General features: G+C 73.6%; 17 protein-coding genes and 1 pseudogene. 14 read left to right on the forward strand and 4 right to left on the reverse strand.

Features of this window, described 5'->3' with window-relative positions; genetic code table 11:
- Window positions 1-222: 222 nt before the first annotated feature.
- The 7 genes and pseudogenes from IE271_RS06665 to IE271_RS06695 all read left to right on the forward strand — a co-directional run bounded on the left by IE271_RS06665 (window position 223) and on the right by IE271_RS06695 (window position 10,919).
- Window positions 223-723, forward strand: a complete 501-nt coding sequence (locus IE271_RS06665; RefSeq protein ID WP_190189232.1) for a hypothetical protein — start codon at window positions 223-225, stop codon at window positions 721-723.
- A 198-nt stretch (window positions 724-921) separates the two neighbouring features.
- Window positions 922-4,749 (forward strand): SpoIIE family protein phosphatase, encoded by a 3,828-nt coding sequence (locus IE271_RS06670; RefSeq protein WP_229919165.1) that lies wholly within the window; start codon window positions 922-924, stop codon window positions 4,747-4,749.
- A gap of 8 nt (window positions 4,750-4,757) precedes the next feature.
- Entirely contained in the window at window positions 4,758-5,096 is a 339-nt protein-coding gene (locus tag IE271_RS06675) for an STAS domain-containing protein (RefSeq protein WP_190189233.1), read from the forward strand.
- A gap of 737 nt (window positions 5,097-5,833) precedes the next feature.
- The gene (locus IE271_RS06680; RefSeq protein WP_229919166.1) at window positions 5,834-7,198 is read left to right on the forward strand and encodes an epoxide hydrolase family protein; all 1,365 of its coding nucleotides are present in this window, start codon (window positions 5,834-5,836) and stop codon (window positions 7,196-7,198) included.
- A gap of 598 nt (window positions 7,199-7,796) precedes the next feature.
- Window positions 7,797-8,813, forward strand: a complete 1,017-nt coding sequence (gene xynA / locus IE271_RS06685; protein ID WP_190189234.1) for an endo-1,4-beta-xylanase XynA — start codon at window positions 7,797-7,799, stop codon at window positions 8,811-8,813.
- 33 nt (window positions 8,814-8,846) lie between these two features.
- On the forward strand, window positions 8,847-9,836 hold the full coding sequence (locus tag IE271_RS06690; RefSeq protein WP_190189235.1) for a polysaccharide deacetylase family protein: 990 nt from the start codon (window positions 8,847-8,849) through the stop codon (window positions 9,834-9,836).
- Between the two features lie 420 nt (window positions 9,837-10,256).
- Window positions 10,257-10,919, forward strand: a pseudogene (locus IE271_RS06695) (maleylpyruvate isomerase family mycothiol-dependent enzyme).
- Between the two features lie 355 nt (window positions 10,920-11,274).
- Here IE271_RS06695 and IE271_RS06700 read toward each other — a convergent pair.
- Window positions 11,275-11,472: a hypothetical protein gene (locus tag IE271_RS06700; protein ID WP_190189236.1), complete on the reverse strand. Its 198-nt coding sequence runs from the start codon at window positions 11,470-11,472 to the stop codon at window positions 11,275-11,277.
- A 269-nt stretch (window positions 11,473-11,741) separates the two neighbouring features.
- On the opposite strand from IE271_RS06700, the gene IE271_RS06705 reads away from it, so the two are divergent.
- Window positions 11,742-12,524 carry a DUF899 domain-containing protein gene (locus tag IE271_RS06705; protein ID WP_190189237.1) on the forward strand — a complete coding sequence of 261 codons (783 nt, stop codon included), beginning with the start codon at window positions 11,742-11,744 and terminating at the stop codon, window positions 12,522-12,524.
- 147 nt (window positions 12,525-12,671) lie between these two features.
- Here the strand turns inward: IE271_RS06705 and IE271_RS06710 are convergent, their stop codons facing one another.
- Window positions 12,672-13,667, reverse strand: a complete 996-nt coding sequence (locus IE271_RS06710) for a LysR family transcriptional regulator (RefSeq protein WP_190189238.1) — start codon at window positions 13,665-13,667, stop codon at window positions 12,672-12,674.
- Between the two features lie 71 nt (window positions 13,668-13,738).
- Here IE271_RS06710 and IE271_RS06715 point away from each other — a divergent pair, with 71 nt between their 5' ends.
- Both IE271_RS06715 and IE271_RS06720 read left to right on the forward strand, forming a co-directional pair.
- The gene (locus tag IE271_RS06715; protein ID WP_190189239.1) at window positions 13,739-14,902 is read left to right on the forward strand and encodes a TDT family transporter; all 1,164 of its coding nucleotides are present in this window, start codon (window positions 13,739-13,741) and stop codon (window positions 14,900-14,902) included.
- A gap of 320 nt (window positions 14,903-15,222) precedes the next feature.
- Window positions 15,223-15,423, forward strand: a complete 201-nt coding sequence (locus IE271_RS06720) for a hypothetical protein (protein ID WP_190189240.1) — start codon at window positions 15,223-15,225, stop codon at window positions 15,421-15,423.
- Between the two features lie 74 nt (window positions 15,424-15,497).
- On the opposite strand, the gene IE271_RS06725 is transcribed toward IE271_RS06720, so the two are convergent.
- Window positions 15,498-15,806 (reverse strand): GNAT family N-acetyltransferase, encoded by a 309-nt coding sequence (locus IE271_RS06725; RefSeq protein ID WP_190189241.1) that lies wholly within the window; start codon window positions 15,804-15,806, stop codon window positions 15,498-15,500.
- 458 nt (window positions 15,807-16,264) lie between these two features.
- Between IE271_RS06725 and IE271_RS06730 the strand changes: the two genes are divergently transcribed.
- The 4 genes from IE271_RS06730 (at window position 16,265) to IE271_RS06745 (ending at window position 19,913) form a co-directional block, all read left to right on the forward strand.
- Window positions 16,265-16,657 (forward strand): TOBE domain-containing protein, encoded by a 393-nt coding sequence (locus tag IE271_RS06730; RefSeq protein ID WP_190189242.1) that lies wholly within the window; start codon window positions 16,265-16,267, stop codon window positions 16,655-16,657.
- Window positions 16,658-17,134: 477 nt separating this feature from the next.
- The gene (modA, locus tag IE271_RS06735) at window positions 17,135-17,956 is read left to right on the forward strand and encodes a molybdate ABC transporter substrate-binding protein (RefSeq protein WP_190189243.1); all 822 of its coding nucleotides are present in this window, start codon (window positions 17,135-17,137) and stop codon (window positions 17,954-17,956) included.
- 35 nt (window positions 17,957-17,991) lie between these two features.
- Window positions 17,992-18,825 carry a molybdate ABC transporter permease subunit gene (modB, locus tag IE271_RS06740; RefSeq protein ID WP_190189337.1) on the forward strand — a complete coding sequence of 278 codons (834 nt, stop codon included), beginning with the start codon at window positions 17,992-17,994 and terminating at the stop codon, window positions 18,823-18,825.
- On the forward strand, window positions 18,822-19,913 hold the full coding sequence (locus IE271_RS06745) for an ABC transporter ATP-binding protein (RefSeq protein WP_190189244.1): 1,092 nt from the start codon (window positions 18,822-18,824) through the stop codon (window positions 19,911-19,913). Before modB ends, IE271_RS06745 begins: the two co-directional genes overlap by 4 nt.
- Window positions 19,914-20,036: 123 nt before the next feature.
- On the opposite strand, the gene IE271_RS06750 is transcribed toward IE271_RS06745, so the two are convergent.
- The gene (locus IE271_RS06750; protein ID WP_190189245.1) at window positions 20,037-21,395 is read right to left on the reverse strand and encodes an MFS transporter; all 1,359 of its coding nucleotides are present in this window, start codon (window positions 21,393-21,395) and stop codon (window positions 20,037-20,039) included.
- Window positions 21,396-21,424: the final 29 nt, after the last annotated feature.

The following is a 21,424-nucleotide window of genomic DNA, read 5'->3' on the forward strand; positions in this document are numbered from 1 at the left end:
GCACGGCGTACCGGTGAAAGCGGTGGCCGCGGCGGAAGCCCCGTCAGGAGCGTCGCCGTACGGGGCGGCCGGGCGGAAGGCGGCCGAAGCGGGGCTGTGGTCCGTCACCGCCCGGTCGTACTGTGCCACCAGATGTCCCGGTCCCCGACGTCGACACGGACGCGGCGCCGGCCGGCCCTTCCCGACCTGTGCCGGCCAGGCCCTGACGGGGAGGAGGACCTCATGCCCCGGACGGCCGCCCCTCCCACACCGTTCGGCCCCGGGCACGGAGCGCGGCGGTACGAGGCGGCGTTCGTCGACCTCACCCTGACCATGGAGCGTGCCGTGGGCAGCCACCATCTCGTGGCGCACACCGTGCACGACGTCCTCACCGCGCTCGGCCGGCCGTCCTGGACGGTGCACCGTCTGGCGGACACGGCACGCATCGCGGGGCAGTACCTCGTCGGCCACACCACGACGGCCCGCTACGCCGCGCGCCTCCACGTGGACGCCGAGGGCGCCACGATCACCGTGAGCGACTACTGCGAGGCCCTGTCCGGGCGGTCCCCCGTCTGGCTGGCGGTGTCCCGCGCGGACCAGCGTCTCGTCGACGACGTACCGCCCGCCGATCCGCTGTTCCTGGCCGGGGGCGAGGACAGCGGCCTGCAACTGCACAGGACCCTGGACGGACACACGCGGATCGGCCGCCGCTGCACGTGGCCCGCCGCACCGCCGCACGGATAGACGCCGGGCCGCCGCTCCCGGACGCGCCTGCGCCCGAGCGGACCCGTGGGTGCCCCGGGCGGGGCGGCGGGCGCGGGCCGCCCGGCGAACCGTCCGGCGTGGAGTCCGCCCGGCCGTTCGGCGATAGGCTCGACGCCGAGCGCGAGTTGCTTTCCCGGCCGTCCCGGCAGGTGCTGGTGGGAAGGGGCGTGAGCGACGGTGTCCGATGGGCTTGGACCCGAACTGGCCACGGCGGTGGCGCTGGGTGGCGAGATGGGGACCCGTTTCGCCGAGTTCGACTGGAGCGCGCACCCGCTCGGTGCCCCCTCGGAGTGGCCGGCGCAGTGGCGTGACGCGACGGCGACCGCGCTGACGTCGCGGTTCCCGATCGTGCTGTGGCTTGGCCCGGAGCTGTTCCTGGTCTACAACAACGCGTACATCCAGGTGCTCGGGGACAAGCACCCCGCCGCGCTGGGCGGAGCGGGCGAGCGGGTGTGGTGGGACATCTGGGACCCGATCGGCCCGATGCTGGCCGGGGTGATGGAGACCGGCGAGGCGACGTGGTCGGACGACCTGCTCCTGACGATCGTGTCCGAAGGACGCCCGGAGGAGCGGTACTTCACCTTCACCTACGGGCCGATCATCGCCGGGTCCGGTGTGGTGGACGGTGTGTTCTGCGTGGTGACCGAGACCACCGGACGGGTACTGGGCGAGCGGCGGCTGCGGATGCTGACGCGGATGGGCGGCCGGCTGTTCCGGACCCGGACGGCGCAGGAGGCGGTGGCCGCCGCGGTGGGGGCGTGCGACGGAACGCATCCGGACGTACCGCTGCTGGCGGTGTACCTGGACGGCGCCGAGGAACCGGGAGTGCTCGCCGGGGTCTGCGAGCCGGTACGGGGCCGGCTGCCCGAACGGCTCACGGCGCTGCTGCCCGGCCCGGCCGCGCAGCCGCAGCGGCCGCTGGAGGTGGACCTGGGACCGTGGCTGCCCCGCCCCGCGGACGGACCGGGCGTCCAGCGGGGACTGCTGCTCGGGCTGACGGAGGCGGCGGACGGACGCCGGGGCCACCTGCTGCTCGGGCTGAACCCGCGCCGCCCCCTGGACGAGCAGTACCGCGGATTCTGCCGGCTGCTGGCGGACCAGGTGTCCGCGGCCCTGGCCAACGCGGGCTCCTTCGAGCTGGAACGGCGGCGCGCGGACGCGCTGGCGCAGCTGGACCAGGCCAAGACGATGTTCCTGACCAACGTGAGCCACGAGTTCCGCACGCCCCTCACCCTGCTGCTCGGCCCGCTGCAGGACGCGATCACCGCCGAGGAGGACCCCAAGCAGCGCGACCGGCTGGAGACGGCGCAGCGCAACGCCACCCGGCTGCTGCGGCTGGTCGACGCGCTGCTGCAGTTCGCGCGCACCGAGTCCGAGCGGGCCGACCCCCGGCCCGTGCGCGTGGACCTGGGAGCGCTGACGGCGCAGATCGCGTCCTCGTTCACCGAGCTGTGCCGCCGCGCCGGGATCGGCCTCGTGCTCGACTGCGCGTCCGCCCCGGCGGAGGTGGACGTCCAGATGTGGGAGACGGTCGTCCTGAACCTGCTGTCCAACGCCGTGAAGTTCACCTTCGGCGGCCGGATCGTGGTGAAGGTGGCCCCGCCGCGGGACGGCACGATCGCCGTCACGGTCAGCGACACCGGCACCGGGATCGCGGCCGAGGACCTGGGGCGGCTCTTCGAGCGCTTCTACCGGGCCGACAACTCACGGGCGCGCAGCGCGGAGGGCAGCGGTATCGGGCTGTCCCTGGTGCGCAGCCTGGTGGAGCTGCACGGCGGCGGCATCGAGGTGGACAGCGTCGTGAACGTCGGAACCAGCATGCACATCACCCTGCCCGCCGCCCGGGGCCCGGCCTCGGCCGGAGAGCGGCCGGCCGGAGACACCTCCCCGCAGGAGAACGCGTACGTGACCGAGGCCATGGGGTGGGTCGAGGACACGATCCCCTCGTCGGTCACCCGGGGGACGGGACGCCCCCTGGTGCTGATCGTCGACGACAACGCGGACATGCGCCGTCACCTGGCGCAGGTGTGCGCGGCGCACTGGGACGTGGCCCTGGCCGTCGACGGCGCCGAGGCGCTGCGCGCGATGCGCAGGCGGCGTCCGGACGTGGTGGTCACCGACGTGATGATGCCGGCGGTGGACGGCCTCGAGCTGGTCACGGCGATCCGCGCCGACTCCGCTCTGTCCTCCGTACCGGTGGTGATGCTCTCGGCGCGCGCCGGGGTGGAGGCGGCCGGCACGGGTCTGGGCGCGGGCGCCGACGACTACCTGCCCAAACCGTTCAGCTCGGCGGACCTGGTCAACCGCGTCTCCGCGCGCCTGACCGCGGGCGAGCGCGAACACGAACGGCGCCGCGACGAGCACGACCGGACGCGCCGGGCACAGGCCATGGCCGAGTTCGGCGCCGCGCTCGGCTCCGCCACGTCGCCGCCGCACCTGCTCGACGCGCTGCTGGCCTGCCCGGCCGGCCTGGGAGCGCCGTTGGCCGTCCTGGGAGTGGTGGAGGCCGACAGCGGCAACATCCGCCTCACCTTCGCCGGGGAACTGGACGCCGAGGTGCGCGAGCGCTACCACGTGGTGGCCGCGCGGGCGCCGCTCCCGATCGCGCGGGTGATCAGCTCCGGCCGGCCCATGGTCATCCCCGAGACCCGCGACCTGGACGCCGACTTCGCCGCCGTGACGCGCGACACCGACGCGGTCACCCGGGCCGCGGTCATGTACCCGCTGCGGGACCGGACCGACACGGTGACCGGCGCGCTGGCCCTGTCCTGGCCCGCACCCCGCGGCTTCGCCGCCGACGAACTGGCGCTGGTCGAGCAGGCGGTGCCGGTCCTCGGACGGGCCCTGGAGCGCATCCACGCGGCCGAGCGGGAACGCCGCATCGCCACCAGCTTCCAGGAGCACCAGCTGGACCTGGACCGCCGCTCCGGAGCGGCCGTGCTCGGAGCCGTCTACCAGCCGGCCGCGGAGACGATGCGGGTGGGCGGTGACTGGTACCTCGCCGCGCCGCTGCGCGACCCCCGTCAGGTGGCGGTGTCGGTCGGCGACGTGGTCGGGCACGGACTGCCCGCCGCCACGGTGATGGGCCGGCTGCGCGCCGCGGCCGCCGCCGCGACCCTGACCGACTCCCGGCCGGCCTTCGTCCTGGACGTACTGAGGCACTACGCGGCCAGTGTGCCCGGAGCCGAGTGCACGACCGTCGCCTACGCCGTGGTGGACAGCGCCTCCCACCGGGTCGACTACGCCTGCGCAGGCCACCCCTACCCGCTGCTGGTCACCGAGGACCGGACGGCCCGCTACCTGACCGACGGACGCCACCTGCCGCTGGCGACCGGCTTCTGCGCCCGGCCCGGGACCGACGGACGGGACCGGCTGCCTCCCGGCGCACTGTTGCTGCTCTACACCGACGGACTCGTCGAACGCCCCGGCGAGAGCCTGGAGGTGGGGCTCGCCCGGCTCGCCGCCGCCACCACGCGCCTGGTCCACCAGCCCGTCGACGCCGTCTGCGCCCGCCTCCTGCGGACGATGGCCCCGCCCGGCGGCCACCGCGACGACGTCGCACTGCTGGCCGTGCGCCCCGTCGGCACCACCCCCACCAGCTTCGTCGCCGCCCACCCCGCCCGGCAGGACGCGCTGCCCGCCCTGCGGGCCCGGGTGCGCGCCTGGCTCGGCGCCCTGCACCTGGGCGACACCCTCACCCACGACATCCTGCTCACCCTCTGCGAGGCGATCGGCAACGCCGTGGAACACGGTGTGCGCGCCGACCCCCGCCAGCGTGTCAGTGTCGAGATCTTCGCCGACGAGGACACGATCAGTGCCACCGTCACCGACCCCGGCCGCTGGGACACCGACACCGCGGCCAGCCGCCGCGCGGCCCGCGGCACCGGACTGACCGTCATCCACGGCCTGAGCGAGCGAGTGGAGATCGCCCGCAGCATCCGCGGCACCCGGGTGACCATGCACCACCGGCGTCGCCCCGTGCCGACCGCCCACGACCCCAGCTGAGTCCGCTTATGTCCGCCGCCACCTACACCCTGCGCACGGTCCCGGACGGCCCGGTGACCGTCGTCTCCGCCACCGGGGAGGTCGACGCCACCAACGCCACCGCCTTCTCCGCCCACGTCACCGACCTCACGGGCGGCCGACCGGCCGTCCTCGACCTCGGCGACCTGCTCTACCTGGACAGCTTCGGCTTCGCCACCCTGCGCCGTCTCATCGCACAGCATCCCGTCGCCATCGTCCTGCCCGCACAGCATCCCCTGCACAAGGCCGTCACCCTGACGAGACTCCCGCACCACCACACCCTTCGGGAGGCATGCACCGCGGCACGCGACGAACCCACGGCCGACTGAGGCCGCCGCCCCTCGTCCGGAGCCGCCTGCACGGTCACCCCGCCGGCTGCGTGACACGTGTGCCGCGGCGCGACCGGGCCGTCCGGGCCGCCCACATGCGGCGCGACCGAACTCCATGTGCCGATGAAGGAAACACAGCGTGCGGGTCGGCAATTTTGGCGGTTATCCGTCACCTGCCCGGAACGTCTGTCCGGCTACGATGGCGCCGTCTGCAGGTGGACGGCGTGCCGACCGCGACGGAGGCGGGCGACTGTGGCACTTCCGGATTCTCTTCCGGGTTCTGGTACGGGGCACGGGCGCCGGCGCACTCCGTGCCCCGGCGGGTTCCGACGGCCGGGCCGTCGGCGCGAGGACCGTGGCCTCGGCGGGTCCCGGTGAACCCGTGCACCGTGCGGGAAGGCCGATGCGGGGCGGCACCGTCGGACCACGGGCACAGAGACCCTGACCGCCCGGTCGGCTGACCGGCCCTCCGCGGCCTCAGCCGGCCTGCGCCCCGCGCGTCTGCGCCCCGCGCGTCCGCGCCGCGCGGCGGGAGCGTCCGCTCCGGAGGGGGCGCACCACCACGTCACCGGTTAACACACCAGCCGACGAACACACTCCTCACGCTCGCCTCTGTCTGCACGGGGCGCCGTCCGACCAGGCACCGAGCCTGTACGACGTCCCCGCCGCGGCGGTTTCGACGCCTCTTCCGCCCGGCCGTCAGTTGTCATCGGTCAGCACCAGGACAAGGAGTTCCCATGGACCCCATCGGAGACACCGGCCGCGTCGCCACCGGCCGCCGCCGCTTCCTGGGCCTCGCCGCGGGTGCCGTCGTCCACGCCCAGCTCGGCATGCCCGACGAGGCGCAGGCGGCGGCGGGCGGATCGGCGACCGCGGACCGCGCGCCGGTGAAGAGCGCCTCGTCGAGCCCCGCGCAGCCGGTCGCCGGAGTCCGTCCCTTCCGTATCGAGGTACCGCAGAAGGAGATCAGCGACCTGCGGAAGCGCATCAAGGCGACGCGCTGGCCGGACCAGGAGACCGTCGGCGACCGGTCGCAGGGCGCCCAGCTGGCGAAGGTCCGTCCGCTGGTCGAGTACTGGGGAACACGGTACGACTGGCGCAAGGTCGAGGCGAGGCTCAACGCGCTGCCCCAGTACATCACCACGATCGACGGACTGGACATCCAGTTCGCGCACATCCGCTCGGCGCACGTCGGCGCCCTGCCGATGCTCATGACGCACGGCTGGCCCGGTTCGATCGTCGAACTCCTGAAGATCATCGATCCGCTCACGCATCCGACGGCCCACGGCGGGCGCGCCGAGGACGCCTTCCACCTCGTCCTCCCGACGCTGCCCGGCTACGGCTTCTCGGGCAGGCCGACCTCGACCGGCTGGGACCCGGCGCACGTCGCCCGCGCGTTCCACAAGCTCATGATCCGGCTCGGTCACCGCCAGTACGTCTCCCAGGGAGGCGACTGGGGAGCGATCGTCGCGCAACTGCAGGCGGTGCAGCGTCCGGAGGGGCTCCTCGGCATCCACGTCAACATGCCGGGCACCGTGCCGCCGGACGTCCTGCGCCACCTCCGCAACTTCGATCCCGCGCCTGCGAAGCTGTCGGCCCGGGAGAAGGACGCCTACGGCCGGCTGCTGCACTTCTACCGCGAGGGCTTCGGCTACGCGGCGATGATGAACCAGAGCCCGCAGACCATCGGTTACGCTCTCGCCGATTCGCCCGTCGCGATGGCGGCGTACTACTACGACAAGATCGCGGAGTGGACCGACTCCGGCGGCGAGCCCGAGAAGGTCCTCACCTACGACGAGATGCTCGACGCCGTCTCGCTGTACTGGCTGACCAACACCGGGGCGTCGTCCTCCCGGCTGTACTGGGAAGGCGCCCAGGCCGGCGGCGGCCCGTTCGACGCGTTCGACATCCCGACCGTCCCGGTGGCGGTCACGGTGTTCCCGGCCGAGATCTACCCCGCGCCGCGGAGCTGGGGCGAGCGGGCCTACGGCAACCTCATCCACTGGAACGAGGTCGACAAGGGCGGCCACTTCGCCGCCTGGGAGCAGCCGCAGCTGCTGGCCCGGGAGCTCCGCACGGCCTTCAAGTCCCTGCGGCACTGACCCCCTCCGCCGCGACGTGCCGACGGCCGCCACCGGTTTCGCCGCCGAACCGGTGGCGGCCGTCGCACCGTACGTCTCGCGGCCCCGTACCGCGCCGGGACGCCGACACGGAGCCGACACACCCACGCGCGGTGCCCCACCCTCGGCCTGTCTCCCTCGCGACGCCCTTCCATGATCCGAAAGAGCTACGAAACTTTCGAAAGAGACGGCTGGATATTTTGATCTGCGTCCGGGAGGTGCTCGTCGGGCTAGGGCAATGACTCTCGTCATGTATGCGCTGAACAGCGGTGATGGATGAACCATCTCATGTGTCGACGGCTAATGTTTCGGAATGATTGCCGAAACTATTGACAGTTGACAGGCCCAGATCAAAACTGTCGCCGTCGGCAGGGCTCCGTCCCTGCCTCGCTTCGGAACACCGGCATGACCCGGCCCCGCCGGTCGTCACACACCCGGTGCCCGGCCGTGCCCGGCCGCGTCGCGCGCTGTCGTACGCGGCCGGACAGCGCCTGCCGGTCACCGGTGCTCCGCAGGACCCGTGTCACGCCGTCCGGTCCCATCGACCCCGTGCGGACGAGGACGAGGAGGAAGCACGCACATGAACGACGCACCCGCGACGCGCCGACGGCGTGATCGCTTAGGCTGGTCCAGCCGTTTCCGGCTGTTCACCAGCACCGCCTGCACCCTGCTGCTGACCGGTGTGGCCGCACTGGTCCTGCCGGGCACCGCCCATGCCGACACGGTCGTCACCACGAACCAGACCGGGACGAACAACGGCTACTACTACTCGTTCTGGACCGACTCCCAGGGAACGGTCTCCATGAACCTGGGCTCCGGCGGCAACTACAGCACCTCCTGGAGAAACACCGGCAACTTCGTCGCCGGCAAGGGGTGGAGCAACGGCGGACGCAGGACCGTGACCTACTCGGGCACCTTCAACCCGTCCGGCAACGCCTACCTGGCCCTGTACGGGTGGACCTCCAACCCGCTCGTGGAGTACTACATCGTCGACAACTGGGGCACCTTCCGGCCCACGGGCACGTTCATGGGCACCGTCACCAGCGACGGCGGTACGTACGACATCTATAGGACGACGCGGTACAACGCCCCGTCCGTCGAGGGCACGAAGACCTTCGACCAGTACTGGAGCGTCCGGCAGTCGAAGAGGACCGGCGGAACCATCACCACCGGCAACCACTTCGACGCATGGGCCCGCGCCGGCATGCGCCTCGGCAGCTTCAACTACTACATGATCATGGCGACCGAGGGATACCAGAGCAGCGGCAGCTCCGACATCACGGTGGACGGCACCGGTTCGGGCGGCGGTGGCGGCGGTGGGGGCAACAGCGGCAGCTGCAGCGCGACGCTCTCCGTCGGCCAGCAGTGGAGCGACCGGTACAACCTCAATGTGGCCGTCTCCGGTTCCAGCAACTGGACGGTCACGATGAACGTGCCGTCCCCGGCGAAGGTCCTGTCGACCTGGAACGTCAGCGCCAGTTATCCGAGCAGTCAGGTGCTGGTGGCGAAGCCCGACGGCAGCGGTAACAACTGGGGGGCCACGATCCAGCACAACGGCAACCGCACCTGGCCGACGGTCTCCTGCAGTACCGGCTGACCACCGAAAACCCGAGCTGGAGGACCACCGCGCATGAGAACCAGAGCACATCTTTCCGCACGCTCCCTGCTCACGGGACTGACCGTCGCCACGACGGTGGCCGCGGGCACCCTGACCGTCGCCACCGCCGCCCCGGCGCAGGCCGCGGCGTGCAACGGGTACGTCGGGCTCACCTTCGACGACGGCCCGTCCGGCAACACCTCCGCCCTGCTCAACGCGCTCAAGCAGAACGGGCTGCGCGCCACGATGTTCAACCAGGGCCAGAACGCCGCCGCCAACCCTTCCCTGGTCCGGGCCCAGGTGGACGCCGGCATGTGGGTCGGCAACCACAGCTACACCCATCCCCACCTGACCCAGCAGAGCCAGGCGCAGATCGACTCGGAGATCTCCCGGACCCAGCAGGCCATCGCCAACGCCGGCGGCGGCACGCCCAGGCTGTTCCGTCCGCCGTACGGCGAGACCAACGCGACGGTGAAGTCGGTCGAGGCCAAGTACGGCCTGACCGAGGTCATCTGGGACGTCGACTCCCAGGACTGGAACGGTGCCGGCACCGACGCCATCGTGCAGGCCGTCGGCCGGCTCACCAACGGCCAGGTCATCCTCATGCACGACTGGCCCGCCAACACGCTGGCCGCGATCCCGCGCATCGCCCAGACGCTGGCCGCACGCAACCTGTGCGCCGGGATGATCTCCCCGCAGACCGGCCGTGCCGTGGCACCCGACGGGAGCGGCGGTGGCGGTGACGGGGGCGGTGGCGGCGGCTGCACCGCCACGCTGTCGGCCGGCCAGCAGTGGAGCGACCGGTACAACCTCAATGTGGCCGTCTCCGGTTCCAGCAACTGGACGGTCACGATGAACGTGCCGTCCCCGGCGAAGGTCCTGTCGACCTGGAACGTCAGCGCCAGTTATCCGAGCAGTCAGGTGCTGGTGGCGAAGCCCGACGGCAGCGGCAGCAACTGGGGCGTCACCATCCAGCACAACGGCAACCGCACCTGGCCGACGGTCTCCTGCAGCACCGGCTGACCACCGAACGCACAGGGAACACCGTGTGAGTATCCGTGGCGTGGCGACCACGGTCGCCGCGCCACGTCACGCTGCGCGCGGTCATGGCGCTGCGCTTTCGGACGCCGCCCGGCCGACAGCGCGGGAAGCCCCGCCACGCGGCGGCCCTGCGCCCGGACCGCGCCCCCGGAGCGGCTCGGGCGACGTCGTCCGGGACACGTATGCCGCCGGAGGCGAGATACACCCTGGCGCCCGCCCCCAGGAACGCCGCCGGCTCCCCGCCCCCAGGACCTTCTCGGCAGCCGCGCGGAGGGGGCGCCGGAAGAAGGACCACTCATCAGCGATGAGTTCGCTCACGAGCGGGAGTCCCCTTCGGAAACGCCCTTGCCGCCCGCTCCGGCCCGTGAGCGAGGCGGAGCACGACCCCGACAGGAGATTCCCGTGACTGATCCGAGACCGGCGGCAGAGCACGACCGTGGGACCGGAGCCTGGTCCTCGATCCGTACCGAGCGAGCAGCGTTGGCGGCTGATCTCGAAGACCTGGCGGACGAGCAGTGGGCGACGCCGTCGCTGTGCGCCGGACTGACGGTGCGGGAGGTGCTGGCGCACCTGACCGCGGGCGCGAGCCTGAACGCGGTGCGGTGGCTGGCGGGGTGGTCCGCTGCCGGTTCGACTTCGACCGGCAGGTGGCCATGCGGCTGGCCGAACGGATGGGTGCGACCCCGGCCGAGACCCTCGAGCGCTTCCGGCGCATCGTCCCGAGCACGACCAAGCCTCCGCTGCCCGCCGTCGCCATGCTGGGAGAGACGCTCGTGCACGCAGAGGACGTCCGGCGCCCGCTGGGCATCCGCCGTGACTGTCCCGTCGAGGTCGTCACGCAGGTGGCCGAGTACTACCGGGGCTCGGACCTGGTGGTCGTGGCCAAGGGACGCATCGGCGGCCTGCGGCTCGTCGCGCAGGACGGTCCCTTCTCCACCGGGTCCGGACCCCTCGTCTCCGGCCCCACCCTGGCCCTGGTGATGGCCATGACCGGGCGCGACCCACTGCGACGACCTCGAAGGCGACGGTGTGGACCTCCTGCGCAGCCGCTGCGGAAGACCGTGACACCGCACCGGCCCCTGTCCGGCGGGCCGGTCCTGCGCCCGGGTGCGGGTGAACCCTGTACGGACCCCGGGCCCAGCGGTGCGGCCGATGCGCAGCGCGCCCGGCACAGGTGGCCGATCGCGTTCTGACACCGAGGGGCAATGAGGCGGGGTGCCGCAGCCGTCGAGCCGGCTGCGACACCCCTTGCCGATCGCGCTGCGCGGACCGCCCGCCCGCCCGCTCGTGCCGGGCCCAGGCACGGCTTCGTGCGGTGGCGCCCGGTTCCCCGGCACAGGCCACGTCGCCCTCCGCTCGTGTCGTCCCGGCCGACGGTCCCCGGCTCCACCAGCTCCGGGGAGAGGGCGGCCGGATCGACCTACTCCACGCCCAGCTCGCACTCGAGCCGCAGTCCCAGACCACGGTCCAGCGGGAACCCCGCCCGGAAGGCATCCTCCTCCGTCCCCTCGCTCTCTTGCGCCTCCTCGTATTCCTCCGGCGCTCGGCCGTCGAAGGTACGGACGGGCCGGAAGTCCGCTTGGGCCGTCCGGGTCGTCGGATCGTCGTCGAGGGTCATGCGTGCACGCTGTCCCGCCGGTCCGACATGCCCTGTTCGAGGCTACGGACAGGTCGGGGCCGGGGTCTTCGGCGACCGTGCCGTCCCCTTCACCCGCGCGCTCGTGGCCCGGCCCCGGGGCGAGGACGGACCGCTCGTGCGCCGCGCCTCTGCGGCCGACGAGGGCGCGCCCCGCCGCGATGAGTTCCGACCGGTTCGGGAGTCTGTTCCGGTGACCGTCGTAGGCCGCCGGGCGGCACCGCCCGGCGCGAGACATCATGGAGGACACCATGACGACCAGGCCCAATGATCCGGCCGCCGCGCTGCCCGGTCGCCCGCCCGTCGTCGACCTCGCCACCTGGCAGGCCGCCCGTGACGAGCTCCTGGTCCGTGAGAAGGCCCACACCCGCGAGGGCGACGCCCTCGCCGCGGCCCGCCGCCGGCTGCCGATGGTGGAGTTCGACGGAACGGTCGAGATCGTCGGACCCGACGGCCCGGTCCCGTTCCTGGACCTGTTCCAGGGCCGCGACGAACTCGTGGTCTACAAGCACATGTGGTACGACGGCGCGCCGCACCAGGGGCAGTGCGAGGGCTGCACCACCGCGGCCTGGCACCTGAAGGACGCGGTCTACCTCAACGCCCGCGGCGTCTCGTTCGCCGTCCTGACCACGGGCCGGTGGGACGAAGTGGCCTCGTACGTCGAGTTCATGGGCTACACCCAGCCGTGGTACTCGGTGCGCGGCGTGGACGCGCCGGTCGGCGGCAGCATGGGGTACCTCACCTGCTTCCTGCGCGACGGCGACCGCGCGTTCCTCACCTATTCCACGACGGGCCGCGGCAACGAGGTGGTCAACGGCTCCCTCGGCCTGCTCGACATGACGCCCTACGGCCGCGGCGAGGCGTGGGAGGACAACCCCGAGGGCCGGCCCGAGGGACACAGCCCGTGCTGGTACTGGCGCACGGACGCGGACGGGAACGCCACCTGGGGCCCCACCAGCCGCCCCGTGCCGCAGTGGACCCGCCCCGGCGCGACCCCCGTGGAGACGCTCGGCCGGAAGGGACACCACCACTGACGCGCCCCCGCCGACGGCGTCGGCCGGTCTCGCCGGCCACGGGCGGGCACAGGAGCACGGGCAGGGCGATCGGTGCCGCCGCACCGGCCAGGGCGAGGAGGCGCACATGCGCGGGGACGGCGCCGTCGGTCGCCCGCTCCCGCGGGGCTACCGGCGCCGGTCTCCCGCTGCCGGCCGCGCCGCCGGCACCGTCGCCCGCGTCAGTCCCAGGAGGTGGCGCGCGGGCCCGGCGGGCCGCTGTCCCGCCGGCCACACCGCCCGCAGGTCGCGGTCCAGCCGGATGCCGGGGACCGGCACTTCCACCAGCCGCCGGGCCGCCAGCTCCTCGCCGACCGCGAGTTCACTGAGCACCGAAGGGCCCGCGCCGCCGATCGCGGCGGCCTTCACCGCGGTCGTGGAGGCCAGTTCGAGCAGCGGCGGTGCGAGGGGGCCGCACACGGCGAGCGCCGCGTCCAGCACCTGCCGCGTCCCCGAGCCCTGTTCGCGCAGGATCAGCGGAGTGCCGGCCAGCTCGCCGACGGTCAGCGGGGTACGGCGGCGGGCCCACGGGTGGGACGGCGCGGCGACCACCACCAGCCGGTCGCGGCCGACGACCGCGCCGTCCAGCCCGGCCGGTACGTCCAGCCCCTCCACGAACCCCAGGTCGGCCTCGCCGGAGAGCACCCGCCCGGCGACCGCCGCCGTGTTGTCCGCGAACAGCGACACCGCGGTGTCCGGCAGCTGGGCGCGCAGCGCGATCAGCCAGCCCGGCAGCAGGTACTCGGCGATGGTCATGCTCGCGGTGACCCGCAGCCGGGAGTCGCGCCGGGCCCGCAGCGCCTGCGTGCCCGCGTCGAACGCCTCGGCGGCCTCCACGATCCGCCGGGCCCAGTCCGTGACGAGGGCGCCGGCGTCGGTGAGTTGGGAGCCGCGCGGGGAGCGCTCCACCAGGCCGACGCCCAGCTGCCGTTCCATGGCGCGCAGGCGGCTGCTGGCGGCGGGCTGGGTGATGCCCAGCTCCTTGGCGGCCCGGCCCAGGCTGCCCAGCCGGGCGACCGCGAGCAGCAGCTCCAGCGCGCCCAGCTCCGGTACCCGGTGCGCCAGCCGGCCGCCGTGCGCCCTGCCCGCCGTACCGTTCCCGGCCGTCCGCCCCGCTTCGCTCATAACCTCAGCTTATGCCCTCATAGGAGCAGGGGTTCTGGCGGCGGCCGGGCCGACGGCGGAACGCTGGAGGCATGGTCACCCCCGCACACGTCCGCTCCGCCCCGCCGTCCGGCTCCGGCGGCCGCACCCGCGGCTCCGTACGGCACCTGGGCCCCAACTGGTACGCCGCCGTCATGGGCACGGCGATCACCGCGAACGCCGGTGCCGCGCTCCCGGAGCACACCGCAGGACCGGCCGGAGCCCTGGCCCACCTCGCCCTCGAAGCCGTCTGGGCGCTGTCGGCCGTCCTGCTGGCCGCCCTGCTCGTCGCCCGGGCCGCGCACTGGATCCACCACACCGACCAGGCCGGGGCGCACCTGCTCGACCCGGCGGTGGCCCCGTTCCACGGCTGTACGGCGATGGCCCTGCTGGCGGTCGGCGGAGGCGCGCTCATCTTCGGCGAGGACCTGGTCGGGATGTCCGTCGCGGTCGCCGTCGGCGGCGTGCTGTGGAGCGCGGGGACCGTGACCGGCCTGGCCGCGGCGGTGGCCGTCCCGTACCTGATGGTGACCCGGCACCGCATCGACCCGGGCACCGCCACCCCCGTCTGGCTGCTGCCGGTCGTCGCGCCGATGGTCTCCGCCGCCCTCGGCCCCGGCCTGATCCCGTACCTGCCCGCGGGCCAGTGGCGCGCCGCCATGCTGCTGGGCTGCTACAGCATGTTCGGACTGTCGCTGCTGGCCGTACTGGCCCTGCTGCCGCTGATCCTCTCCCGGCTGATCCACCACGGTCCGCCGCCGCTCGCCGCGACCCCCGCACTGGTCCTGGTGCTCGGCCCGCTCGGCCAGTCCACGACCGCGGTGAGCAACCTCGCGCACGCCGCGCCCGCCGCCGGTTCCCCGTACAGCACCGCGATGACCGCCTTCGCCGTGCTGTACGGCGTGCCGGTGACGGGCTTCGCGCTGCTGTGGCTGCTGCTCTCCGCCGCGCTGGTGGTCCGCGCCCTCTGCGGCGGGATGCGCTTCTCGATGACCTGGTGGGCCTTCACCTTTCCCGTCGGCACCTGCGTCACCGGCGCCGCCGGGCTGGCCGGACACACCGGCCTGTCCCTGTACGACTGGCTCGCCGCCGGGCTCTACCTGCTCCTGGTGGCGGGCTGGCTGACGGCCTCCGTGTGCACCGCGCGCGGCCTCCTCCGCGGCACGCTCCTCACACCGCCCGCACCGGCCCCGGCCCCGGCGGCGACGGCCGCCTGAGAGCAGCCGCTCGAGGCACGGCGGCGCTCCCCTCCGCCCTCGCGGACGCGCCGCGGTACCCGGCCGGGTGGTGGAAAGCCTTCCGGCGCTACGAGGACGGCACGGAGCGGCGGACACGGTGTGGTGGCGGACACGGTGTGGTGAAGGGGAGAAGTGCGTCACCGGGCACGCCCCTCCCGGGCGAGGCGTGCGTCGGCCTCGGTGGCGGCCGCGGTGATGCGCGCGAGGAAGTCCGCGGCGCCGCGGAGTTCGCCGGGGTCGGCCTCGCGGAGGGTCGCCGCGATCTCGGTGCCCGCGAAGGCCGGGAATACGAGCGCTGGATGCGGCCCCTCGTCGACACCATCCGGAAGCTCCCGCCCGGAATCGGGCACCTCGCCCACCCGCGGACGCGGCTCGGGCTGGCCCTGCGCAACCTGCTCGGCAAGGCCCTCACCTCGGCACCTCTCGCGCCTCTGACGGCGAAGCTCACCCAGGTCGCCGACACGGACCGACCGCTGCCGCGGATCGCCTCGGCGCCCTGACCCGCGGAGCACCGCGGGGCCGCGCGCATCCGGCGGCCGGCGGAGTGCGGCCCGACCGTCCCGCGCTCCGGCCGTCAGTCCGTGACCTTGCTGCGGGACTGGTACAACAGGTCCTGGTAGTCGGGGTGCCGGGCGATCCACCCGGCGTAGAAGGGGCAGATGGCCAAGACCTTCAACCCGGCCTCGCGCGCCTCGTCCAGGGAGGCCCGCACCAGCGCCGAGCCCACGCCCTTGCCCTCGTGCCGGGACGGCACTTCGGTGTGGACGAAAGCGATGATCTCGGCCGTACGGATGTACTCGGCGACACCGACCACGTCCGGCACGTCGTCGATGCGCGCCTCGTAGCGTCGCTGCTGGGGTTCGTCGGTGACCTCGATGGCCATGGATCCTCCTGTCGTCCGGTCCTGCACCGCGGTGTCCCTCCCGGCCGGGGCCGATCGGGCGGGACGTCCAGGGGCGTTGAGCAGTCTACGAGCCGACACGACGTTGTCGGTCCCGCGTCTGTGCAGGCGGGAGGAGCGTCCGCGCTCGTCTGCCCGACGGCCGGCCCGGCCGTGGCCCTCTGTGGCGTGATCGGTGGGAAGGGCGTCGGTGCCCTGCGAGTCGGTGTGCACGGTGCGCCGTTCGCGAGGAGGAAGGCCGTAGGCCATCAGCGCCTTTTCCACGGCAGAACGAAGCCCCCACATGAATGCCCGACGGTCTGCCGCGAGTGTCCCGGCGTCACGGTCTGCCGTGAGTCTCCAGGCCCCACGTGTGCCGGGACGGTGGTGCACGGGCCCCGGTGCGCGCGGAGGAGCCTCGCTCCGGTTCCCGTCGCTCTCCCTGATCTATCTTGGCACGCATGCAGTCATACACGATCGGCCAGGCGGCACGGCTGCTCGGCGTGAGTCCGGACACCGCGCGGCGATGGGCGGACGCGGGCCGGGTGGCGACCCACCGCGACGAGGGCGGAAGGCGCCTCATCGACGGCAGGGACCTGGCCGCCTTCTCCGTGGAGCTCGCCCAGGGCGGCAGCGGTGAGGAGGTCTCCTGCACCTCGGTCCGCAACGCCTTTCCCGGCATCGTCACCGCGATCAAGCTCGGCGACGTCGCCGCGCAGGTGGAGATCCAGGCGGGCCCGCACCGGCTGGTGTCGCTGCTGACGCGGGAGGCGGTGGAGGACCTGGGACTGGAGGTGGGGATGGAGGCCACCGCCCGGGTGAAGTCGACGAACGTGCACATCGACCGCGTCTGAGCGCGCCGGGCGGTGGCCTCTGCGGAGCGCTCGCCGACCGAGGGGAGTGCGCGTCGGCGTCGGCCCGGGTGACCGCGTCGGCGCGTGTGTCCGGCGCGGGGCCGACCGCCCGCATGCGGCACACGTGACCGGCGGCCCGGTCGCGCCCGGTGCGTCAGCAAGGGCCGGTTCACGGCCCACCGCCTCCCGTACGCTTCTGCCCCGCGCGCCTGCCGTACAGACGCACATGCCATGCCGGTCGACCCTCAGTCCCGCTCATGCGATGCGACAGGAGACTTACAGCTCGCATCTGCGGCAGTATGATCAGTGCATGCACGCCTACCGGACGAGGAACGCCGACGCCGGGCCCGGCGTCGGCGCCGCCTCCGTGAGGCGTCCGGCCGGCGGCGCAGGACCCGCCGCCGACCGCGACGAGCAGGGACGCCGGACCGTCCCCGGACCGGCTCCCGCGTCCGTGACAAGCAGAGGGAGCGACCCGTGACGACCCGTTCCGCGCGCCGGACCCGCCGGACCCTGCAGGCGGCCGGTGCGGGAGCCGCCGCCCTGCTGGCCCTGAGCGGCTGCTCCTCCGGCGGCTCCTCGTCGTCCGGCTCCGACGACTCCGCCGCCTCCTCCGCGAAGCTGTCCGGCACGGTCACCGTGTTCGCCGCGGCCTCCTTGAAGGAGAGCTTCACGACGCTGGGCGAGCGGTTCGAGAAGGCGCATCCGGGCACGGAGGTGACCTTCAGCTTCGGCGGCAGCGACTCCCTCGCCGCGGGCATCACCGGCGGTGCGCCCGCCGACGTCTTCGCCGCGGCCAGCCCCGGGACGATGCAGACCGTCACGGACAAGGGGGACGCGGACGGCACGCCCGCCGCCTTCGTCCGCAACGAGCTGGAGATCGCCACCCTGCCGGGCAACCCGGACAGGATCTCCTCGCTGAAGGACCTCACCGGGTCCGGCCTGAAGGTCGTGCTGTGCGACAAGGAGGTGCCGTGCGGCGCGGCCGCGCAGAAGGCGCTGGACGCCGGCGGTCTCGACCTCACCCCGGTCTCCTACGAGCAGGACGTCAAGAGCGCCCTGACCAAGGTCGAACTGAAGGAGGCCGACGCGGCCGTCGTCTACAGGACCGACGTGCGCGCGGCGGGTGACAAGGTGGAGGGCGTGGAGTTCCCCGAGTCGGCCGACGCCGTCAACGACTATCCGATCGCCCTGCTCAAGGACGCCCCCAACGCCGAGGCCGGCAAGGCGTTCATCGCTCTGGTGCGGTCCGCCGAGGGCCAGGAGGTCCTGGCCGAGGCAGGGTTCCTCAAGCCGTGACCCCTCCTCACGATCCGCACGACACGTCCGCCGCGATGGCCGGCACCCGGGCGGGCAGGCCACGGCGCGGACCGATCCGGGCGGGCGCGGGCCGGGGCGTGCCGTGGCCGCTGCTCGTACCCGCCCTGCTGGGACTGGCGTTCCTGGTGCTGCCGCTGATCGCCCTGCTGGTGCGGACCCCCTGGCACCATCTGACGGAGCAGCTGAGCAGCACCGAGGTCTGGCAGGCGCTCCAGCTGTCCCTGCTCTGCGCCACCGCCGCCACCGCCCTGAGCCTGGTGATCGGTGTCCCGCTGGCCTGGCTGCTGGCGCGGGTCGAGTTCCCCGGACGCGGCCTCGTGCGGGCCCTGGTCACCCTGCCCCTGGTCCTGCCGCCGGTGGTGGGCGGCGTGGCGCTGCTGATGGCCCTGGGGCGCAACGGTGTCATCGGCCAGTGGCTGGACTCGTGGTTCGGCATCACCCTGCCGTTCACCACGGCGGGCGTGATCCTGGCCGAGGCGTTCGTCGCGATGCCGTTCCTGGTCATCAGCGTCGAGGGCACGCTGCGCGCCGCCGATCCGCGCTACGAGGAGGCGGCCACCACCCTGGGGGCCTCCCGCTTCACCGCGTTCCGCCGGGTCACCCTGCCGCTGATCGCCCCCGGCATCGCGGCGGGCGCCGTGCTGGCCTGGGCCCGCGCGCTCGGCGAGTTCGGCGCCACGATCACCTTCGCCGGCAACTTCCCCGGCCGTACACAGACCATGCCGCTCGCCGTCTACCTCGCCCTGCAGAGCGACCCGGAGGCGGCCATCGCCCTCAGCCTGGTGCTGCTGACCGTGTCGATCGCGGTCCTGGCGGGACTGCGCGACCGCTGGACGACCGCCTCATGACCCGTACCGAGAAGACCGCGCACACCGCCGACGCCCCCGGCCCGGGCGCCGAGGGACTCGACGCGCACCTCGTCGTCGACCGGGGCGCCTTCCGCCTCGACGTGGCGCTGACGGCCGCGCCCGGCGACGTGGTCGCGCTGCTCGGCCCCAACGGCGCCGGCAAGACCACGGCCCTGCGCGCGCTCGCCGGACTCGTTCCGCTCGACGGCGGTCACCTCAGGCTCGACGGCGCCTTGCTGGACCGTACGCCGCCCGAGTCCCGCCCGGTCGGCGTCGTCTTCCAGGACTATCTGCTCTTCCCGCATCTGAGCGCCCTCGACAACGTGGCCTTCGGACCACGCTGCCGCGGCGCGGGCAAGGCGGAGGCCCGGGCCCGGGCCTCCGAGCTGCTGGACCGCATGGGCCTCGCCGACCACGCCGGCGCCAGACCCCGAAGGCTCTCCGGCGGACAGGCCCAGCGCGTCGCCCTGGCCCGCGCCCTGGCCACCCGCCCCCGGCTCCTGCTCCTGGACGAGCCGCTGGCCGCGCTGGACGCCCGCACCCGTCTGGACGTCCGCGCCCAGCTGCGCCGCCACCTGGCGGCCTTCGAGGCCGTCGCCGTCCTCGTCACCCACGACCCCCTCGACGCCATGGTCCTGGCCGACCGCCTCGTGGTCGTCGAGGACGGGCGCGTCGTCCAGGAGGGCACCCCGGGCGACGTCGCCCGCCGCCCGCGCACCGACTACATCGCCCACCTGGTCGGCCTGAACCTCTACCAGGGCCGGGCCGACGGCCACACCGTCCACGTCGGCGCCGGGCCGGTGATCACGACCACGGAGGACCTCACGGGCCCGGTCTTCGTCGCCTTCCCGCCCGGCGCGGTGACCCTGCACCGCGAACGCCCCACCGCCTCCAGCGCCCGCAATCTGTGGCGGTGCGAGATCGCCGGTCTGGAGACCCACGGCGACCAGATCCGCGCCGACCTCACCGGCGAACTGAGTCTCACCGCCGACCTGACGACGCCGGCCGCGGCCGAGCTCGGTCTCCAGCCCGGAGTCGCGGTATGGGCGACGGTCAAGGCGGCCCAGACACACGCCTACCCGGCCTGACCGGACGGCCCGGGGGAGTGCCCCGGTCCACCGGGCGCCGCCGGCCCGGACCGGGAGCGAGCCGGACCTCGTCCGCGGGACGGGAGGCGGCCCCTCGGAGGCGCGGGACGCAGGGACCGTCCCTCACGTTCCGGGAGTGTGCTTCGGCGCAGCCTCCTCCGGGCCGGAGGGGCCGTCCCCGGACCCGGTGCCCGCCGTGTCCCGGCCGGAGGTCGCCGCGGCGTGGGCGGCGCGGCGCCGACGGGCGTCCTCGTCGGTCCGGGCGTCGTACGTCATGAGCCCGGGCAGCGCGGCGGTGAGCAGTCCCACGGAGACCACGCAGGCCAGGCCGCCGCTCCAGATGGCCGGGCGGGCACCCGTCCAGCCCGCCATCGCGCCCGCGCGGACCTGCCCGAGCTGCGGGCCGATGCTGTAGGAGAGGACCTCGATGCCCGCCAGCCGGCCGCGCAGCTCGTCCGGGACGGTCTGGTTCCAGATGGTCGACCGGCCCAGCCCGCTCAGCATGTCCCCGGCGCCGGCCAGCCCCAGGCAGACCAGGACGAGCCAGACGTTCGTGGACCAGCCGGCCGCCACGATGGCCAGGCCCCAGCCGGCCGCGCCGAACACCACCAGCAGCCCGTGCCGCCGGGTCCGCGACACCCAGCCGCTGGTCAGGCTGACCAGCACCGATCCGACCGACCCCGCCGCGTACATCAGCCCCAGCGACCAGTCGGCGTCCAGGTCGTCGGCCAGGAAGGGGAAGACGGTGTTGGGGAAGGCGAAGAACATGGCCGCCAGGTCCACGGCGTACGTGCCCAGCAGGACCGGCCTTGACCACGCGTACCTCGCTCCCTCGGCGATGCCGCGCAGGGAGGGCCTGCCGGCGTTCTCCAGGGGCGGCACCGGGGAGAGCCGCAGGCACATCAGCACCGACAGGGTGAAGCAGGCCACCGTGACGGCGTAGGCCGGGACATCGCCCGCGTAGGCCACGACCAGACCGGCCAGGGCCGGTCCCGCGATCGCGCCGGTCTGCCAGCGCAGCGCGTTCAGCGCGGCCGCCGCGGCGAGCTGGTCGTGCGGGACGATCCGGGCCAGCAGCGAGTCCATCGCGGGCCGCTGGAGTCCCGCCATCGCGGCCACGCCCGCCGCCACCACGTACAGCAGCCACAGCGTCGGCTCCGGCAGCACCGCGTTCACCAGGAGGACCAGCGCCAGCAGTCCCAGACCGGCTTCGGTCAGCACGATGACCCTGCTCCGGTCCACCGCGTCCGCGAGCGCTCCGCCGTACAGCCCGAAGACCACCAGCGGCACCAGTTCGACAGCGCCCATCGCACCCACCGCGAGCGGCGAACCGGTCAGCTCCTTGATCTGGAGCGGGAGCGCGACCAGGGCCATGACGCTTCCGAAGTACGTGATCAGCCCCTGGATCCACAGGAGCCGGAAGTCACGGGAGGAACGCCAGGGCGACAGGTCGGGCAGCACCGAGGAGAGCCTGGGGGTCACGGTGTGCCGCCCTTCGCCGGCCCGGCCGC

Origin of the sequence: Streptomyces minutiscleroticus, assembly GCF_014650875.1 — a bacterium.
Taxonomy (GTDB): domain Bacteria; phylum Actinomycetota; class Actinomycetes; order Streptomycetales; family Streptomycetaceae; genus Streptomyces; species Streptomyces minutiscleroticus.

Bases quoted from the DNA above. Each gene is read 5' to 3' on its own strand.
- IE271_RS06665 (WP_190189232.1), top strand. From the start codon at position 223: ATGCCCCGGACGGCCGCCCCTCCCACACCGTTCGGCCCCGGGCACGGA.
- IE271_RS06675 (WP_190189233.1), top strand. From the start codon at position 4,758: ATGTCCGCCGCCACCTACACCCTGCGCACGGTCCCGGACGGCCCGGTG.
- IE271_RS06680 (WP_229919166.1), top strand. From the start codon at position 5,834: ATGGACCCCATCGGAGACACCGGCCGCGTCGCCACCGGCCGCCGCCGC.
- xynA (WP_190189234.1), top strand. From the start codon at position 7,797: ATGAACGACGCACCCGCGACGCGCCGACGGCGTGATCGCTTAGGCTGG.
- IE271_RS06690 (WP_190189235.1), top strand. From the start codon at position 8,847: ATGAGAACCAGAGCACATCTTTCCGCACGCTCCCTGCTCACGGGACTG.
- IE271_RS06700 (WP_190189236.1), bottom strand. From the start codon at position 11,472: ATGACCCTCGACGACGATCCGACGACCCGGACGGCCCAAGCGGACTTC.
- IE271_RS06705 (WP_190189237.1), top strand. From the start codon at position 11,742: ATGACGACCAGGCCCAATGATCCGGCCGCCGCGCTGCCCGGTCGCCCG.
- IE271_RS06710 (WP_190189238.1), bottom strand. From the start codon at position 13,667: ATGAGCGAAGCGGGGCGGACGGCCGGGAACGGTACGGCGGGCAGGGCG.
- IE271_RS06715 (WP_190189239.1), top strand. From the start codon at position 13,739: ATGGTCACCCCCGCACACGTCCGCTCCGCCCCGCCGTCCGGCTCCGGC.
- IE271_RS06720 (WP_190189240.1), top strand. From the start codon at position 15,223: ATGCGGCCCCTCGTCGACACCATCCGGAAGCTCCCGCCCGGAATCGGG.
- IE271_RS06725 (WP_190189241.1), bottom strand. From the start codon at position 15,806: ATGGCCATCGAGGTCACCGACGAACCCCAGCAGCGACGCTACGAGGCG.
- IE271_RS06730 (WP_190189242.1), top strand. From the start codon at position 16,265: ATGCAGTCATACACGATCGGCCAGGCGGCACGGCTGCTCGGCGTGAGT.
- modB (WP_190189337.1), top strand. From the start codon at position 17,992: ATGGCCGGCACCCGGGCGGGCAGGCCACGGCGCGGACCGATCCGGGCG.
- IE271_RS06745 (WP_190189244.1), top strand. From the start codon at position 18,822: ATGACCCGTACCGAGAAGACCGCGCACACCGCCGACGCCCCCGGCCCG.